Consider the following 17,417-nt stretch of genomic DNA (forward strand, 5'->3'; position numbering starts at 1 on the left):
GTTCTAAGGACAAAGCCTTTTGAGTTAAACATTCAAAAGGAACCGTTTGTACAAATCATCACTTAGAAATACATGGATCGCGACTTTATCAACAGTCTATACATTCGACAGCAAGCCTGTCCTAGCTGCCCATCACCAGAAACAGTAGCCAACTGGTTCAACGAGTTATTGGGCGTGCTATTTCCCGACTTTGCTAAGCAGCAGTTCAATACCCAAAGAGAATTTGAACTCTATATCGAGCGACTGAAACTTCAATTAGACCAAATCTTATCCAAGAACCCAACCAAGGGAGAACTAGATCCAGCTCATGTGACAGAACGTTTCTTCGAAGAATTGCCTGCGACCTATCAACAAATGGAGCAAGACATTACCGCACTTTTCGAGGGTGATCCAGCTGCAAAAAGTAGAACAGAGGTAATCAGAACCTATCCTGGATTTATGGCAACAGCAGCACATAGAATAGCCCATCAGTTACATGTTTTGGGTGTTGGACTTGTACCGAGGATCATTTCTGAATATGCTCATAGCAAGACAGGCATTGATATTCACCCAGGAGCTGATATCGGTCAGTTCTTCTGTATAGACCACGGCACTGGAGTGGTAATAGGTGAAACCACTGTTATTGGCGATCATGTAAAGATCTATCAAGGTGTGACACTTGGCGCTCTTAGTGTTGATAAAAAGGACGCCACACTGAAAAGGCATCCCACCATCGGTGACAACGTGGTCCTTTATGCGGGAGCTACTATTTTGGGAGGCAATACAGAAATCGGACATGATTCAATTATTGGCGGAAATGTCTGGCTCACAAACAGCATCCCTCCTTTTTCCAAAATCTATTATCAAGCCCAAATGTCAACTTCTGAAGGCACCACAGACACCATTATATTTAAAGGCGAAAGCGCATGAGTATTGAAGATTTAATTGGCAACACTCCCCTTGTCGAATACAAAGGAATTAGCCCCAATCCTAAGGTTAGGATATTTGGTAAACTAGAAGGCAATAACCCTGGTGGAAGCGTGAAAGATCGAGCCGCTTATGGTATGATCAAAGGAGCACTAGACCGAGGCGATATCAAGCCAGGTGACAAACTAGTGGAAGCTACCAGTGGCAATACAGGTATAGCCCTCGCTATGATTTCCAGTATCATGGGCGTTGACATGACGTTGATAATGCCCGATAATTCCACCAGAGAGCGGGTCCTTAGCATGGAAGCTTATGGGGCTAAAGTCATCCTCACCCCCGCCAAACAGACCATTGAATACTCACGAACCCTTGCTGAGCAAATGGCCAATGAAGAAGGTTATTATATGCTGAATCAATTTGGGAATGCAGACAATTACGGCCAGCATTACAAAACTACAGGTCCCGAAATCTGGAAAGACACTGACGGGCAGATAACTCATTTCGTCTCAGCTATGGGCACTACAGGCACCATTATGGGCGTCTCGCACTACCTGAAAGAGCAAAACCCGAATATTCAGATTGTGGGTACACAACCCAAAGATGGTTCAAGCATCCCAGGCATCAGACGCTGGTCACCTGAGTTTCTACCAAAGATCTTCGATCCCTCAAGGGTAGATCGCGTCATTGATGTAAGTCAGGAAGACGCCACTAATATGACCCGCAGGCTTGCCAAAGAAGAAGGTGTTCTTGCTGGTATGAGTTCCGGAGGGGCATTAACTGCCGCTTTGGAAATTGCCAATGAGATCGAAGAAGGCCTCATCGTCCATATTGTCTGCGACCGGGGCGATCGCTACCTGAGTTCTGATTTGTTTGGTTAATAGCGTTTAGCCACCAGTATTTCCTTAAAATGTGGAATAATCATCACCATTAAACTAATAGTGCTTTTTTATATTAATAGTTAATGGCATCTATCGGTTTTCGCTAATTTCCGTTTCTACAATGGTTCGCTACCATATGAAAACAAGACCGTTGAAAATATTGATAAGAATTCATCTTGTCACTCTGACGATTGGGATTTTAAATATTCTTGTCAAAAAACTATCGGTTTATAGTCTCCAAGGGAGTATAGAATTTGGAATTGAGACTTTAACAGCAATAAGTGGCCTAGCACTTTTCTTTTTCTACTTAAAGCCGTTTAAGAGAATAAATATCTACTTCTCAATTTATGCTACTGCCGCGTTACTTCTAATAATTGGGTTAATATTTCGTGGAATATTCGGAGCATTAATAATCTCATTAATTCTCTTTCCCATAGTTCCAAATGAAAAGGAATTTGAAAATGATGAGATAATTATATCAACACCATTTCAAGGTTTTATAGCACCTTGTTGTTCATATCAAATAAAAGAAAGACAATTTCTGATTTTTGAAAAAGATTATGGGGAATTTGAAAGCGAAGGTCCGATTGACTTTGAAACAGTGAAAATTAATTCAAGCGACCATGCAATCGAAATGACCTATTCGACAGACTTTGACAAAGAAACTGTAAAAAAGAAAATAATAAAACGGTAGCTAACACTGTAAACAACAAATAGGACTTTCAGTAGCTTACGAAAGTCCAGTACTATTTACCAACACCGCCAAATCGTTAGATTACCCGAAGGGAAATATTTAAAATTTGGCTTTTAAGAATGAATAAATTAAAAACAAAATACAACGTTTTGGCTCAGCACAACCTTGAAAGTTTATCGCTTTCTACTGCCCTACTTGCCATATACTAAACGTTGTAGCACATGAAATGAGCAGTCCAAAGGCGACATATCAAATAGAAGATACTTTCAAAATAACTGGAAGAGGAATTGTTTTTGCTGGAAAAATCATGGAAGGGATTGTTAATCTTAGTGACATAATTGAATTCGAATTTAATGGGGAACTCATAAGAAGAAGGATCACTGGAATTGAAGGGATTCGTTCAACACCTGAAAAACCGAATATTGGAATTCTAATTGAATGTCCAGATGATAATGAAATTAATGTACTACGAGAGTGGAATCCAAATTTTACAATAGCCAAAATCTTCGATAAAGAGTGAAAATCGTAATAATCATAGCAGTTCTCATAGTTGGGTTAATAATTGTGATGTTATCTCAGAGGCGTTCAAAGTCATCAAACACTCAATCCGGAAGTGAACCTAAAAAAGAACAAATTGATATGTCCAATTCAATTTTTTACCACGAGGATGATTACAGACAAGTAGAAATAATACCTGATGAGAACTTCAGCGAATTGATAAAACAAGCTGAAAACGTTCAAGACTTTGCAGAAAAGCATTTTGATGGAGGTGGATATACGGATATGATGGTCAGAGAAGAAAATGGATTTAAACTAAAACAACGAGGAATAAAAACGAGAGAACTTGATTTGATTTTATCAGAGTTACCCATTAAAAGATATACAGAGGTTTCAACAGGAATTCGACCTGGAGAAATGACAAGCAAAAATACTTTTGGATACGGTGAAAACTATAATGGAATATTCTTTGATTTCGAATCTGACTCTGTTACTGGGATTTGGGTTGCTGGATCCCCCAGTGTTGAAAATGAAGAATTTGCTCAAGCTCTAAATAATATCGGCAATAAATGGAGCTTACTTCTAATGGATTGGAACTCTCTTGAGCTGATTGATTTGAAAGACAAAGAACAGATTGAAAAATATTTAAATTAAAACGTGCTACAACACTATGTAAAAATGCATTAAAACGCATTTTACACTCAACGTTGAATGCCACAACTGCAAATCGCATATGAACCTGCAAACTGAATTCAAGAGAAGATTTCCAGAACTGATAACTAAGGCAAGAACTGAGTCAGACGAACATCAGACTACCATAACCCTGAATTTTTTGAACCCTCGTTATAACACTTGGATAGCCAAAGATGAAGACGGGTTTATGGTTGGTATCAACGAACTCCATAACCACTTTGATCTGGGAACACCTGAAGAAAATCTAGAGGCTGCATTTAACGAACTAACTGAAATCTTGACTGAGAAAGTTGCCGCAGTTGGACTAACAAACGAGGAGACAAACTACTTATTGGCAACACTTGCTCTTCAACAAGCCATTGAGTCATATTCGAACGAAAAGCCAAAGGTTGAGATTGTGACCTTTAAATCTGAACACTGAAATGGCTGAACTCAAGTGTCCATCTTGTGAACAAGAACGATTTAGTTGGTCAATAGATGAAGAAGAATCTCAACTTACAAAATGGGCATGCAGAAACTGCGGCTATACAGCATTCGAAGATGAAACCAAGGAACAACTCTGTAACGAGTGTGGCACCAAGTCAAAATCTAAACTTGAGGATTCTGAAAAGGAATATTGGTGGTGTAGCAACTGTAATGGAACTTGGGACTAAGACGGCACTCAACAAGCGCTAAAGCTGCATATACCAAAGTGCTTATAGCAAGCTTTTGTGCCATCCGACCACCAATCTGCGCCTTCTGCAAGCGACTGTTTCTTTCTGCGAGTTTTGCAATTCTGGCATTTTTCTTTCTGAACGCAGCGGTGTTTGGAATCAGTTGTGCGTGTGGCGCAGATCACCTAGTTTAGTGCCAGTAGCAAAGTGTGGGTATATGCACTTTGGCTAGACGTTGTGTGCAATTTGAACAATGACATTAACAATCGATATTTTAAATAAAATTAACCTATTCACCGAGCCTAAACTTCGGGAGGAAATACTTGCGAATTGCCAAATCAAAGCTTTTAAAAAAGGCGATGTAATCGTTCGTGAGGGTCAGTTTGTAAAGGTTGTCCCAATCGTAGTTTCGGGAATAATCCGAGTATTTCAAACAAAGCAAGACAGGGAAATACTTTTGTACTATGTCGAGCCAAAACAAACCTGCATGATGTCTTTATCGGCTTGTTTTTTCAACAATGAAAGCCCATCACAAGCCGTAGCCGTTGATAAAACAGAAGTTTTGATTGTACCTACAAGACTGATAACCAAATGGCAAAAAGAATATGCATCTTGGAATCAATTTGTAATTCGAACGTTTAGAAACCGATATGACGAACTCTTGAACACTTTTGAAAGTGTCGCTTTTAACCAAATAGACAAAAGAGTAATGGAATATCTTGAATGTCGAGTTTCAAGGCAAGAGGACAAAAAAGTCAAAATATCACATCTTGAACTGGCTAACGAACTCGGAACAACAAGAGTGGTTATTTCGAGAATTCTTAAACAGTTTGAACTCGATAGGAAAGTCAAACTTAATCGTGGTGCAATAGAACTTTTATAAATATTTTTCTTCTGTATCTTTTGATACCGTTTTGAGCCAACCGCTTGAACTTACTTTGTATTGTAATTTTAAAACATACGAAAATGAGTTCAAAAAAATTAATTGCAGAGATAGAGTTTGAAAAAACATCTACCCAAAAACTTTTGGAACGTCTTCCAGAAGATAAGCTCGGTTGGCAACCACACCCAAAAGCAATGACTTTAGGTCAGCTTGCCTTACACGTAGCAACTATTGCTGGCAGGATCGCCACATTTGCGAACAATAGAGAAACCACAGCAGAAGTTCTAGTAGCACATCCTCTTTCGAAAAACAAACAGGACATTCTGAACAATTTTGACGAAAGTATAAAAACAGCTATCGAAATATTGAATGGCTCTGATTCAGACTGGGATTCTAAAAACTGGACTTGTACACTTGATGGAAAAGAAATCATCGATTGGCCAAGACCGACACTGCTACGATTTTTAATGCTCAACCATTGGTGCCATCATCGTGGACAATTGAGTACTTACTTAAAAATGCTCGATGTAGAAATTCCATCTATTTATGGACCATCAGCAGATGAAAATCCTTTTGTTTAACCTTAAGAATTAGAAATTATGCCAAATGCATATTTAGAAATTACATTAAAAGTAGAAAATGCGGACAGAGCATCTGCCTCTAGCGTTTACTCAAAGTACAAACAACCTTTTCTGGATAATATAACAGGGGCAAAATCAAAAAAACTTCTCGTTAGAGACGAAGACGTGCAAGTAATTCACGGATTTGATAATGCTGAAAATGCCAATGCCTATCTGTCAAGCGATTTATTCGTTAAAGACGTTGTAGAGGGTTTAAAACCTTATTTAAAAGTGAATCCGGATGTTCGAGTTTATTCGGTTGCATAAATCAAAAAAGAGGGAGTTAAAAATTCCCTCTTTTTATGCTATGACTAAAATTCATTCTGTTATTTTATTGATTTGTAGTATTATAGGATTTATAGGTCATTATGTTCAATTTGGGATATTAAGGGTAACACCTTGGATACCAGCAGTTGTCGGAGTTTTGATTTTGAATCTGATACTGTGACAGGCATTTGGATAGCCGGGCCAATTCCTACTGAAAATGAAAAAGTGATAGAAGTCCTTAATAAAATTGGTCAAGAATGGAGCACTCCTTTAATGGATTGGAATTCGCTCGAACTAGTGGATTTGAAGAAAAGAGAACAAATTGAAAAATATCTAAATTAATACGTGCTACAACATTATATAAAAAACATGGTCGCACAAGGCTGACACACAGCCAAAACCACGATTTTTTATATTTACCGTTAGCATCAACAAGGAGCCTGAAAATGAACGAACAACATGTACTAAAAGAAGATTCAGTTGCAAAACATTTTAAAAAAAGAGCTAAAAAATACATTTTCTATGAATATGCGAACCTTGCTATCGTCATTTTAATAATCATTGGAGGCTTATTTCTTGTGAGAAGTTTTCCTGAAGAAATAGATTTGGAGAAAACTAATGAAGTAATACTTTTAATCGTTAATAAAACGGTATTTCTAGTATTGATTTTATTCATGATAAGGGTTTTTTTAAAATTTCAGGAATTCAATACGAGAAGGGCAAGCCTAATGAATACCATTGCTGATGCTTGGGCTATTAGCGACAATAAGGATGAATTTTTTAAAATGGTCGAAGTTCTTCTTCCTGAAAAATATGAGTCCGTTAAAGAATTTCCCGATTCAAAAATTGAAAGTTTATTTGAGAAAATAAAAAGTACATAATAGCTGCTAACAAACAATAAGCTCAATGAGCAAACTGAGCTTATCTAGACATTAGCCCTCCGCTCACATTAGCCAGCTTGCAGTGAATGCTCAATCAGTATTGCCGGAATCCTCAAGTCTTTTTAACCAGTTTAGTAGAGGTTTGAAAAATGCTTATCCTAAAGCATCCCATTCTTCTTGAGTGGCCAATGGTTTTTGAACCTCCATCATTCCGTACCATTGATTATTTCGCTTTACAAGTAACATGTCAAATGGAATGATAAACTTATTGGTGGCTTTGCTCGCATTGTCAGTAGAGGTATATATAAACATTCCCGTTTCATAAGCTGTAGTTTCATCCCCCATTCTTTGTGAAAACCGAAATTCTACATTCACCTTAGTCTTCCCTTCCTTGACATCTTTAAATCCTTGCTCCCAACCTTTCAACGCAACAGCAATTGGCACTGAAGTCTTGTATTCTCCTGAAGCAAAAACAATGACAGCATCCTTATGAAAGCACTTTTTGTATGCTTCAAAGTCACCCTCGATTACAGATTGATTTAATCGCTCCCAAAAACGATCTATTTCAGCCATGCGGACTGAATCCTTTTGGGTTTGATCAAATGGGAAGTCATTGAGGGTAATAGCAGTTGTGATTTGAACACTTGCTATAAATAGGATCAACGAAAAGAATAATTTATTTCTCATAAGCTCTGAAGTCATTTTGTTCATTTTATCGTCTGGTCATACAAGCTATCAGGATGCGTTTTTCAAGAGGTGGAAAACCAAATTCGTAAATGTATTATCGGTCCTCGAAAAGCTGCTAATTCGCCCTGAATTATCTCTTTGGAATTTTATATATCCAAAGTGTTCCTCTCTAAACATGTCTTGTGAAAAGGGAGTGAGTACTACCAGCTCTTCTCCTTCTATCAACAATTGCAGCTGGCCTTCTTTGGATTTAACTTGGTAGGTGACTTCCAAGTCTTCGTTATAGTAATTGTTCTCAAACTCTTTCAAGTCAGCTTGCTCATAGGCGACACTTTCGTATCGATCAAAAGCTATCGGGTCCAGGTCATTGACTGTAAAAATCATTTGTTTATGCCCCTGATTAAAAGATAGCTTTACAAAAGGGAGCGCTTCAAACACCAATTCATTAGAGCTAATAGCGACCAGTGGGGTCCCAGGAGCATCAACAGATCGCTTATAGAACAACTTGCCATCTAATAATTCCACCCATCTAAGATTACCATTTATGGTATTGTAGAAACTTCCTGAAAGTCGTTGTTTTTCCTTTCTATTGAGCTTCACACTGGCGGTGGTCAATGAGACAGCATTGGCAGCCGCCAATGTTTGTGCTTCACCAATCTCGTCCTCAAGAAAGAGTGGTGTCAGTTCATCTAAATGAGCCCAAACGTTTGTATCCGCATTATTGCTCAGAATGATGAAGGCTACATCTTGATTTAAAAACTTGTAATACAATGATCGAAAACCAGCAGAAGCTCCTGCATGGCGTATACTCGGCAAACCTTCTATGTCGTAGTGGTTTTGATTATATATTCCTCCGCCATAATTAGTTGCTGCACCAGAATTCAGCCTACCTGGTGTAATGATTTTCGCAATCAGCTCTTTCCCTCCTACAGCTCCCGTACTTAGGTTATTGCTCCATCGGATTAAATCTTCTAGGTTGATATATAGCATGCCGTCACCAACCACAGCTGAATTAAAAAAGTGATTAAGTACAAACTGACCCTCCTCTTCTTGGTAGGCTATTGCTCTGTTTTTAATCACTTGCTCTGCCCTGTCCACAAAGCTAGTGTTTACCATGTTCAGTGGATCAAACAGCTTTTCTTTCGCATATTCAGTCAGCTTTTTACCACTTACTTGCTCCACGATATCACTCAACAATGCGTAGTTAGAATTGCTATAGTCTAGCCTGGTTCCAGGTTCAAAATTTAAGTTTCGTTGTTTCATCACCATATGGCGCGCATCTTCATTATCCATTCTATCTCCGGCATATCTATTCTGGCTAAAGATTATTGCCAGATAGCTCCTAATACCGCTCGTCTGATATATCAGGTTTTTAACAGTCACTTGCCCTTCAGCATATTCTGGGAATTCAGGAAAAAACTTTTGTATGGGGTCATTCAGGCTGAGCTTACCTTCGCTTTCCAAAAGAAAGACACAAGCAGCCGTTAATTGCTTGGCGACAGCTGAAACATCAAATATGGTTTGGGGGGTAATGGGAATATTATACTCCAAATTCGAAAGGCCATAGCCTTTTTGAAATAGTGTCTCGCCATTTTTTACAACCGCCACAGCAACACCTGGCCTGCCCTCATAATTCTGGAAAAGGGCATCTATTTTTCCATCAAGTTCAGAATGGGCTTTTGTGGTTTGCGCATGCACAGCAATGTTCGAGATGACAAAAAGTGCGATAAGTAGAGACTTTGAATACATTATGGCTATGTTTTGAGGATCTTTTCTCCAAACTAACGGACACATGCTTCAGCCTTAATCTTTATTCAACTAATGACCAATATTTCGGAACTAACAGCAAAAACCCTATTCGACATCATGCTATTTTGCAACAGTGAAAAGTCTAATTGATAAAAAGCAACAAGTTGTTCTCGGACATCTACTTGTATGGCTGTTTTCATGGTTTATTATGTCATTATGGGCAAGTAAAGGAAGTCGACTTGATGAATATTTAATAAGAAACCTATCCGTAGTTCTTCCGACAATTGTACTGGTGTACATCAATTGGTGTTGGCTTTTCCCGAAGTACTTCAGCACAAAAAGGTACTGGCTATACAGCTTTTTGGCGCTAACTTTTCTTTACCTAATATTTAGTTTGGGTGAGATAATCATTGTGGAATGGATGAACTTTTTACATCCGGATCGTCAACAAAAAGACCTGGGTTTTGATGTGTATGCTTTGCCAACTTCTTTCTGGAGAATCATGAATGGTGCGGCCCCTTATACCTTGGGGCTGTTGAGCAGCACAATCTTTTTAGCCGTCAGGCAAAAAAATCGTGACGACCAGGAAGCCAGTGCGCTGCGACTGGAAAATGCCCAAACCAAAATCAAATATTTACAGTCTCAAATTAGCCCCCACTTCTTATTCAATTCACTCAACAATGTGCATTCACTTATCCTGCAAGACAAAGAACAGGCATCCGACTATGTCATAAAACTGAGCGATCTGCTTCGCTTTATGATCTATGAAACGGATAAGGATTTCATCACATTGAGCGAAGAGATTGATCTCATTAAAAAATATGTGGCTTTGGTCGATTTTAGAATCGGTACTTCCATCGTAAGTGATAATCTCAATGTCTCAATAGGAAATTCAGCATTGAAAATTCCACCATTGCTGATATTCGGGATTTTAGAAAATGGCATTAAGCATAGCGGAATGGGTACAGAAGAGGTTTTTGAGTTCAATATGATTGTGAAAGAAAATCTGGGTTCACTGCACGTGGAAATGAACAATTCCATTTCTTCGCAAAAATTTGATAGCGAGAAAAAGGGCTTCGGTATTGATAGCCTGAAGAAGAGATTGGACATGTATTATCCAAATGCCCATACCTTCGTTTTTACTAAATCTATGAACAAGGCGAAAACTACTTTAACTCTTAATTCTCAAGAATGATGCTTAATTGTGTAATCATAGAAGATGAGCGTCTAGCCCGGCAAAAACTACAACTATATGTCAACGATCATAAGCACCTAACACTGGTAGCATCGTTTGTCAGTGCAGAAGAATTCATCAAAAAAGCCAACAATGTTGAATATGACTTACTCCTATTAGACATTGCCCTTCCAAATATGGATGGTATTACTCTGGCTGGTATGTTGCCCAAGCATTGTCGGGTTGTTTTCACAACAGCTTTTGCGGAGCATGCGGTAGAAGCATTCAATTTAAATGCGACAGACTACTTGTTAAAACCCTTTGATTTTGAACGATTTTCGAAAGCTATAGAAAAGGTAAACTCATTTACCAACCCTCCAGATACAGTAATCACGGATAACAAGAAGATTTCGATAAAAGAGGGTAAAAAAATTCATCGAATAGATATTGACGAAATTCTGTATATCAAGGGTCTGAAAGAATATGTGGTCTGGCACACAGCCAAAGGCCAGCTTATTACGCTACACTCACTTTCACATTTATGCGACTATTTAGGGCCTTTGAATTTTATCCAAACCCATAGGTCTTATATAGTCAATGTACAGAAAGCTGATGTTATTGAATATGGCTTTATTCATGTAGGCACAGAGCAAATCCCTATCGGTCGCAGCTATAGAGAGAAAGTAAAAGAGTGCTTTAAATTAGAATTGGAGTAAAGCCGAAAATGCATATTGGTAAGTCCGCCACAAGTTTTAAATTTATAAAGCAATGCAATGTGTAAAAGGAAAGGCAAAGACCTGCTTTTGCCCACTCCTAGCAACTTGTCTTCAGCAGAAATCAAATTAAAATGAAGGTTACAGCCGAAAAAAATGAAAAGGTTGCCAATATGATATTCGCATCCATCTATCCTCTTTATCTCAATAGATTGGAGAAAAACGACAGAACAAAAGAAGAGCTCGACCAAGTAATTAAATGGTTTACTGGTTTTGATCAAGGTGCTTTACAGACACTTATTGATGAAAAAGCATCTTTTAGAGAGTTTTTTCAAAAAGCCAAGATTCACCGCAATGCGCATATGATCAAAGGAGTGGTTTGTGGCTATCGAATTGAAGAGATCGAGGATGAATTCGAATTGTATAAACAGTGCAGACAGATGGAAAAGTTGATTGATGAATTGGCAAGGGGTCGTAAAATGGAGAAAATTTTGCGCGAAGAAAAAAAGTAGAAACTGGTGTCAGCAAAATTTAAGCTACATTAAAACACAGTTTAGCCAGAACATCACATGAAACAACTCATAGCAGTCCTCCTTTTCTTATTCTCATCTTCGGCCATTGCTCAGAACAGCAAAGCGATTATAAAAGAAAAAGCCACAGAAGTAGCCACAGCAACAGTTAATTCCGACTGGGATACGGTGATTGAATATACCTACCCTAAGATTGTTCAAATGGTGGGGGGCAAAGAGCAAATGACATCAGTATTAATAAACATGATGGAACAGCAACAGATCGAGTTTATTTCAGCCGACATTGGTGAACCCAGTGATATATATACGACTGGTGATGACAATCTATTCAGCCTAGTACCACAAACGATTGTTATGAAGATGCCAAACGGGAAAATAAAAACAGAGAGCTATCTCCTAGCTATCTCAGAAGACAAAGGGCTAAAATGGTACTTTATTGATACAGCTCAGATAACAATGCAAAATGTGCAAGTAATGCTTCCCAACTACAACATGGATTTGGTCATTCCGCCAAAAAAGCAACCTATTCTATTGGATAATTGAATGACAGAGTTACTTCGATTTACAGGTAATGACATTGAGAACATTGACTTTAAAGAGTGGCTGGATCAGAAACCTAAAGCCTTACAGCCCCTGGCCACTAAATGGTTTAGGGTTATACAACAATGTGGTGAACTGGTTGACACCATATTCCATGATGGACACCCGGTAGCCTGTGTTGAAAACACACCCTTTGCATATATAAACGTCTACAAAGCACATATAAACCTAGGATTCTTCTACGGAGCGGAACTTCCCGATGAACAAGGCTTGCTTGAGGGAAATGGAAAAAGAATGCGGCATATAAAGCTCTTTCCCGATCGGCAATACGATGATGAAAAAATCGGTTCTCTAATCGAAATAGCTTATGCCGATGTCATAGAGCGAATAATGAAAGAATAGTCAAATAAAGAAATTTCAAGCCTTCGAATAACCTATTCAACATAAACCCATCCTTACATAGGCATGCCATTGGATTCATTCAAATCTTTCCTTAAACAAATACACCCGGTAAGTGAGGCTACTCTCAACCAATACGTTTCACTTTGGAAAGAGTACGAGGTTTCTAAGAAACAGACAATTACTGTACCAGGACGAACCGAGAAATATCTTTATTATGTAATTGAGGGTATTCAAAAATCATATTACATGCATGAAGACAAAGAACATGTAATAGCCTTTGCCTATGCACCATCTTTCAGTGGGATCCCAGAGTCATTCTTTACCCAAACGCCTTCGAGATACTATTTAGAATCAATTACCGATAGCCACTTTTTGAGAATCTCCTATGAGCAACATAATAGTTTCATAGAGAATCATAGGGAAATCGAAACACTTTTCAGAAAGACCGTTGAATTCTTTCTTAATGGCGTTATACAACGTCAACATGAAATAATGGCCTTAAGTATGGAAGATCGGTTTAAGGAATTCGTTAGCAGAAGCCCTCACCTACTTCAATTAATCCCACAAAAGGATCTCGCTTCCTATCTACGCATTGATCCTACCAACTTCAGCAAGCTGATTAATCGAATTCATATCTGACTTCTTGGTATATACCAAGAATTTTGATTAGTAGATCACCGTGCTTTGATTCATCAATAAAAATGAATTATGAAAAAAGTAAGCAGTATTCTGCTGATGGCAATTTTGACTTTGTCCGGCAGCATCTATTCACAGACTAATCAAAAGAATATGACAAATCGAGAAGTAGTTGAAAAGTTTCTAAATGGATTTAACGAAACTGAAAAGATCCATGAATCTTTGGCCCTACTGGCCGAAGACTATCATTTTAAAAATCCAATGGTAGAACTTAAGTCCAAAGTGGAATTCATTGCCTTAGCCCAAGAAATTGGAAAAGTTTTAACAGGAGTAGAAGTACTGCATATAGCCGAAACGAATGACTGGGTAGCTGCCATGTATATTTTTAAATCTTCAATATCTGGTGTTGAATCCAATGTTGCTACAGAGTGGTTCCGTCTGGAAGATGGCATCATCCAAGAATCTCATTTGATCTACGATGCCTCAGAATGGAGAAAGATCTACGCCAGTATGGAGAAGTAAAACAGTTGTTAGAGTAGTCTTTTTAGTATGACTACTCTAACAGTTTTTTAGCATCAGGCTTTGTTAGGCGAGTGCATGTATAGGCAGAAAATATTGGCCATTTTTCTTCTCAAGCCAAGCCTACCTATCTCATTATTTAGTGTAGGTTAAGTAATAGGTACTTTGGTAGGAATAAATTATTCAGTCCTCCATATCCGATTTTTAAACAAAGAGAGTTAATACCAAATCTCTAATAGACCATTTCAACGATTAAAAAAATATGGGGAATTGACAAAAGGTGGTCATAAGACAATACCTTCACAATTAAGACTTCTTACATTCCTGCTATGAAAGCATGAATATTAAATTTGATATGTATCAAGAATTAGAGCAAAACATAAAAAGGCACGGAAGTATTGGAGAGAAAGAATTACAACAAATAATCAAGCTTTTCAAACCGATAAAAACAGCTAGAAATGAAATGTTATGCAACATAGGCCAAGTATGTAAGCATTTCTATTACATCAGGAAAGGCTGTTTGAGGCTTTACGAAATAGACGCCAAAGGGAATGAAGTCACGGGGTACTTTGCACTAGAAGATAGCATCATTTCTGCGAACACTAGTTTTATCTTACAAAAACCATCCAGGGATTGTCTGGTTTCTCTGGAACCTTCTGAATTACTCGTCATACATAGAGAAGACTTTCTAAAATTGGTTGATACCATCCCGCAGTTTGCAAATGTTTACCACAAATTCATGGAGTTTGCTTTTATTCATTCCCAAATGAGAATTTATAGTTTTCTAGGAATGGAAGGAATTGACAAACTCAAATGGGTTATGGAACACGAACCTAAATTACTATCACGCATTTCGAGTAAAGCTGTAGCTTCATATTTAGGAATGACAAACTCTACACTAAGTAAATTACGGGCAAAATTGTAGGGTTTACCTAACGAATGCAATCCCCCTCTCCTTACTATTTCATGAGGAATTGATATCAATTGTCTCCATTATTTCCAAAATTCTTCTCACTCAATTCATTTACACACTACTTGAGTATGGTCAATTATTATAGGGTCTTATAAATACAGACAGCACCTAAAAGCGTTGTCATATAACAACTTTTAACCTTTCGTAAGAGGGCATCTTTGTACCGTTGATGAACACTTCAGTTCATCATTTAAAAACATATATATTATGCCACTTACATTAACATTGACAGAAGGCATTTTGCCTAAAGGTTCAGAAGGAGAGGCCGTAAAGCAAATTTCGGATTCCTTATTAAAGACACATGGTTTAACAGGCAACACCGTGATGACACCTAGTGTTACTGCCACTGTGCACATAGTTCCTAAGGGCTCATCCTTCTCCGGGGGAAAGGAATTCTCAGGAGCATGGGCAGAATGGAAAGTCCCTTCGTTTGCGCTTGCGGACAAAGATGTTACAAAGCAACATTTTGCTGAAGTCACAGAGATTATTCACCAGTTATCTGGAGGAAAACAACCCAAGGATAAAATCTATGTGAATGTCGTTCATGCTGTAGATGGTGCATGGAATCTTGGCGGAGTTGCCATGACCAACGAACAAATTGTTGAGGCTATCTCAAGAGGATAACCAAAAACAATTGTGCCAATAAACACGAGCTCTCACCACAAATGAGAGCTCGTGTTTTTAAGCGTAAATAATAAGGCTGGATCGCATGGTTAAACTCTGGCTTGGAACATCATCACTTTTCAGAAAAAAAGAGAACAATCTTAAAGGTTGTCATATGACAACTTTTAAGCTTCAAAACAGCCCGAGCTTTGATCCAGATATTAAAACAAATCATTGAAAAGTTAAGACATGGAAAATTCGAATAAAAAATTTTTGCTAGTTCATGGCGCTTGGGAAGGCGCATGGTCATGGAAAGACACAACATCATATTTAGAAAAAAGCGGGCACACTGTCAAAGCTATTGACATGCCTGGGCATGGTAATGACAAGACACCTGTTTCTGAAATAACTTTGGGCCTATATGTAAACCGCGTAAAGGAAGAGTTAAACAAAACGGAAGGTCAGATAATACTGGTTGGACACAGTTTTGCAGGCTATGTTCTCTCTCAGGTCGCTGAAGAAATCCCTGAAAAGATTGAAAAATTAGTGTTTGTAGCTTCAGCTATACCCTATGATGGAAAAACGGCAGTTGAAGTGTTTGAAGAGGATAACGAAAGTGAGTTTCTTGAAAATCTAATCTTCTCTGAAGACAAGACCACTGCAACTATGACGAGGGAAACTATTTTGAATATAGTATTTACTGGCGCTACGGAAGCTCAAATAGATGCGGTATTACCAAAACTTGTTGCTCAGGAACCAACTGCACCATTCTTTGAAAGCGTTATCACAACCGAGAAGAATTTTGGAAGAGTTCCGAAAGCATATGTAGAAACTACCTTAGACAGAATAATTTCTTTAGAGCATCAGCGCTATGTACAAAAAAAGGCAGGGATCAAAGAAACTGTAACATTAGAACATGGTCATGTACCTCTAGAAACTGCTCCAAGTGAACTGGCAAATGCATTAAATACTATTGCTACATCAAAAAAATAAGCAAGCATTTCTTGAAAATCGAATCAAACAAAGGGAGCATCGCCTGCTCCCTTTGAACAAAAAGAGTAATTAAAAACAACAGAAGAAATGAAAAATATACTATTCATCATTACCAGTTGTGGTGTTACGGGTACAGGAAAACATGCAGCCGGTTATGAATTTTCTGAGGTAGCAGATCCTTACTTTGAATTTACGAGTCGTGGGTATATTGTTGATTTTGCCAGTATTTTAGGAGGTACTCCCCCTTACGTAGGTTATGATAAAACTCAAGAATCAAGCAGAGGTTTTAGAGAAAGCAAGGCATTTAATCGCCTTAACTTTAGTCATAAGCTATCTAATGTAGATGTAGACGCCTATGACGCCATTTTCTTTCCTGGAGGCCTAGGTCCAATGACAGATATGGTCAACAATCCCCTGATTAAAGAAACAATCAAAAAGGTTTATGAGAGAGGACATATAATAGGAGCCGTTTGCCATGGTCCAGCAGCCCTACTCAACGTCACTTTATCAAACGGAAAAAACTTATTGGAGGCTAGACATATTAATTCGTTTACAATCAGTGAGGAGATCATTGACAAGCATACACTAGGGGATGTTATTCCTTTTATACTTGAAACTGAACTAAAGAATCAGGGTGCCAATTTTTCTCACACAACACCTTTTGATCCTTATGTTACAGTTGATGATAATTTAGTCACTGGACAAAATCCAGCATCTGCCTCTGATGTTGCAATCAAAATGATAGATTTGTTAGTCGAATAAATGTTTTAAGAATACGAACCGTGCAAATAAAATAGCATACAACAAATTTGCTACAAGTCATAATGACTAGGAAAGTACAAACCCGAAGGTTGTACTTTTTTGTCGTATTGTGACACACCGAAAAAAGGCACCTTGAATCACAGCAATTCCCACATTAGCATTA

General features: G+C 38.1%; 24 protein-coding genes. 22 read left to right on the forward strand and 2 right to left on the reverse strand.

Going from position 1 to position 17,417, the window contains the following annotated elements; all coding sequences use genetic code 11:
* The first annotated feature begins 72 nt into the window (after window positions 1-72).
* From J4E76_RS04600 to J4E76_RS04650, 11 genes are all read left to right on the forward strand, one after another.
* Window positions 73-909 (forward strand): serine O-acetyltransferase, encoded by an 837-nt coding sequence (locus J4E76_RS04600; RefSeq protein ID WP_208501599.1) that lies wholly within the window; start codon window positions 73-75, stop codon window positions 907-909.
* Window positions 906-1,784: a cysteine synthase CysM gene (gene cysM, locus J4E76_RS04605; protein WP_208501600.1), complete on the forward strand. Its 879-nt coding sequence runs from the start codon at window positions 906-908 to the stop codon at window positions 1,782-1,784. The genes J4E76_RS04600 and cysM overlap by 4 nt, the downstream gene beginning before the upstream one ends.
* 136 nt (window positions 1,785-1,920) lie before the next feature.
* A complete protein-coding gene (locus tag J4E76_RS04610; RefSeq protein WP_208501602.1) occupies window positions 1,921-2,478 on the forward strand; it encodes a hypothetical protein in 558 nt (185 codons plus the stop codon).
* Window positions 2,479-2,704: 226 nt separating this feature from the next.
* Entirely contained in the window at window positions 2,705-2,998 is a 294-nt protein-coding gene (locus J4E76_RS04615) for a hypothetical protein (protein ID WP_208501603.1), read from the forward strand.
* Complete coding sequence (locus tag J4E76_RS04620) at window positions 2,995-3,630, forward strand: hypothetical protein (RefSeq protein WP_208501604.1); 636 nt, start codon at window positions 2,995-2,997, stop codon at window positions 3,628-3,630. Before J4E76_RS04615 ends, J4E76_RS04620 begins: the two co-directional genes overlap by 4 nt.
* Window positions 3,631-3,709: 79 nt before the next feature.
* Window positions 3,710-4,090 carry a hypothetical protein gene (locus tag J4E76_RS04625; RefSeq protein WP_208501605.1) on the forward strand — a complete coding sequence of 127 codons (381 nt, stop codon included), beginning with the start codon at window positions 3,710-3,712 and terminating at the stop codon, window positions 4,088-4,090.
* Between the two features lie 56 nt (window positions 4,091-4,146).
* The gene (locus J4E76_RS04630) at window positions 4,147-4,344 is read left to right on the forward strand and encodes a hypothetical protein (RefSeq protein ID WP_208501606.1); all 198 of its coding nucleotides are present in this window, start codon (window positions 4,147-4,149) and stop codon (window positions 4,342-4,344) included.
* A 231-nt stretch (window positions 4,345-4,575) separates the two neighbouring features.
* Window positions 4,576-5,205 (forward strand): Crp/Fnr family transcriptional regulator, encoded by a 630-nt coding sequence (locus J4E76_RS04635; RefSeq protein ID WP_208501607.1) that lies wholly within the window; start codon window positions 4,576-4,578, stop codon window positions 5,203-5,205.
* A gap of 83 nt (window positions 5,206-5,288) precedes the next feature.
* A complete protein-coding gene (locus tag J4E76_RS04640) occupies window positions 5,289-5,786 on the forward strand; it encodes a DinB family protein (RefSeq protein ID WP_208501608.1) in 498 nt (165 codons plus the stop codon).
* Window positions 5,787-5,804: 18 nt separating this feature from the next.
* Entirely contained in the window at window positions 5,805-6,092 is a 288-nt protein-coding gene (locus J4E76_RS04645; protein ID WP_208501609.1) for a hypothetical protein, read from the forward strand.
* Between the two features lie 446 nt (window positions 6,093-6,538).
* The gene (locus J4E76_RS04650) at window positions 6,539-6,973 is read left to right on the forward strand and encodes a hypothetical protein (RefSeq protein ID WP_208501610.1); all 435 of its coding nucleotides are present in this window, start codon (window positions 6,539-6,541) and stop codon (window positions 6,971-6,973) included.
* 153 nt (window positions 6,974-7,126) lie between these two features.
* Here J4E76_RS04650 and J4E76_RS04655 read toward each other — a convergent pair whose 3' ends face one another.
* Entirely contained in the window at window positions 7,127-7,660 is a 534-nt protein-coding gene (locus J4E76_RS04655) for a nuclear transport factor 2 family protein (protein WP_208501611.1), read from the reverse strand.
* Between the two features lie 48 nt (window positions 7,661-7,708).
* On the reverse strand, window positions 7,709-9,409 hold the full coding sequence (locus tag J4E76_RS04660; protein WP_208501612.1) for a serine hydrolase: 1,701 nt from the start codon (window positions 9,407-9,409) through the stop codon (window positions 7,709-7,711).
* Window positions 9,410-9,542: 133 nt separating this feature from the next.
* Here J4E76_RS04660 and J4E76_RS04665 point away from each other — a divergent pair, with 133 nt between their 5' ends.
* From J4E76_RS04665 to J4E76_RS04715, 11 genes are all read left to right on the forward strand, one after another.
* Window positions 9,543-10,604: a histidine kinase gene (locus J4E76_RS04665; RefSeq protein WP_208501613.1), complete on the forward strand. Its 1,062-nt coding sequence runs from the start codon at window positions 9,543-9,545 to the stop codon at window positions 10,602-10,604.
* Window positions 10,601-11,299, forward strand: coding sequence for a LytTR family DNA-binding domain-containing protein (locus tag J4E76_RS04670; RefSeq protein WP_208501614.1), 699 nt, complete (start codon window positions 10,601-10,603; stop codon window positions 11,297-11,299). The genes J4E76_RS04665 and J4E76_RS04670 overlap by 4 nt, the downstream gene beginning before the upstream one ends.
* Window positions 11,300-11,430: 131 nt before the next feature.
* Window positions 11,431-11,808 (forward strand): DUF2200 domain-containing protein, encoded by a 378-nt coding sequence (locus J4E76_RS04675; protein ID WP_208501616.1) that lies wholly within the window; start codon window positions 11,431-11,433, stop codon window positions 11,806-11,808.
* 57 nt (window positions 11,809-11,865) lie between these two features.
* A complete protein-coding gene (locus tag J4E76_RS04680; protein ID WP_208501618.1) occupies window positions 11,866-12,369 on the forward strand; it encodes a hypothetical protein in 504 nt (167 codons plus the stop codon).
* Window positions 12,370-12,768, forward strand: coding sequence for a DUF1801 domain-containing protein (locus J4E76_RS04685; protein ID WP_208501620.1), 399 nt, complete (start codon window positions 12,370-12,372; stop codon window positions 12,766-12,768). It begins immediately after the preceding gene.
* 69 nt (window positions 12,769-12,837) lie between these two features.
* A complete protein-coding gene (locus J4E76_RS04690) occupies window positions 12,838-13,407 on the forward strand; it encodes a Crp/Fnr family transcriptional regulator (RefSeq protein WP_208501622.1) in 570 nt (189 codons plus the stop codon).
* A 69-nt stretch (window positions 13,408-13,476) separates the two neighbouring features.
* Entirely contained in the window at window positions 13,477-13,926 is a 450-nt protein-coding gene (locus tag J4E76_RS04695) for a nuclear transport factor 2 family protein (RefSeq protein ID WP_208501623.1), read from the forward strand.
* 334 nt (window positions 13,927-14,260) lie between these two features.
* A complete protein-coding gene (locus J4E76_RS04700; protein ID WP_208501624.1) occupies window positions 14,261-14,848 on the forward strand; it encodes a Crp/Fnr family transcriptional regulator in 588 nt (195 codons plus the stop codon).
* Window positions 14,849-15,103: 255 nt separating this feature from the next.
* Window positions 15,104-15,520, forward strand: coding sequence for a hypothetical protein (locus tag J4E76_RS04705; RefSeq protein WP_208501625.1), 417 nt, complete (start codon window positions 15,104-15,106; stop codon window positions 15,518-15,520).
* Window positions 15,521-15,748: 228 nt separating this feature from the next.
* The gene (locus tag J4E76_RS04710; protein ID WP_208501626.1) at window positions 15,749-16,492 is read left to right on the forward strand and encodes an alpha/beta fold hydrolase; all 744 of its coding nucleotides are present in this window, start codon (window positions 15,749-15,751) and stop codon (window positions 16,490-16,492) included.
* A gap of 87 nt (window positions 16,493-16,579) precedes the next feature.
* Window positions 16,580-17,254, forward strand: coding sequence for a type 1 glutamine amidotransferase domain-containing protein (locus tag J4E76_RS04715; RefSeq protein ID WP_208501627.1), 675 nt, complete (start codon window positions 16,580-16,582; stop codon window positions 17,252-17,254).
* The last annotated feature ends 163 nt before the right edge of the window (window positions 17,255-17,417 follow it).

The organism is Roseivirga sp. E12 (assembly GCF_017592825.1).
Lineage (GTDB): Bacteria > Bacteroidota > Bacteroidia > Cytophagales > Cyclobacteriaceae > Roseivirga.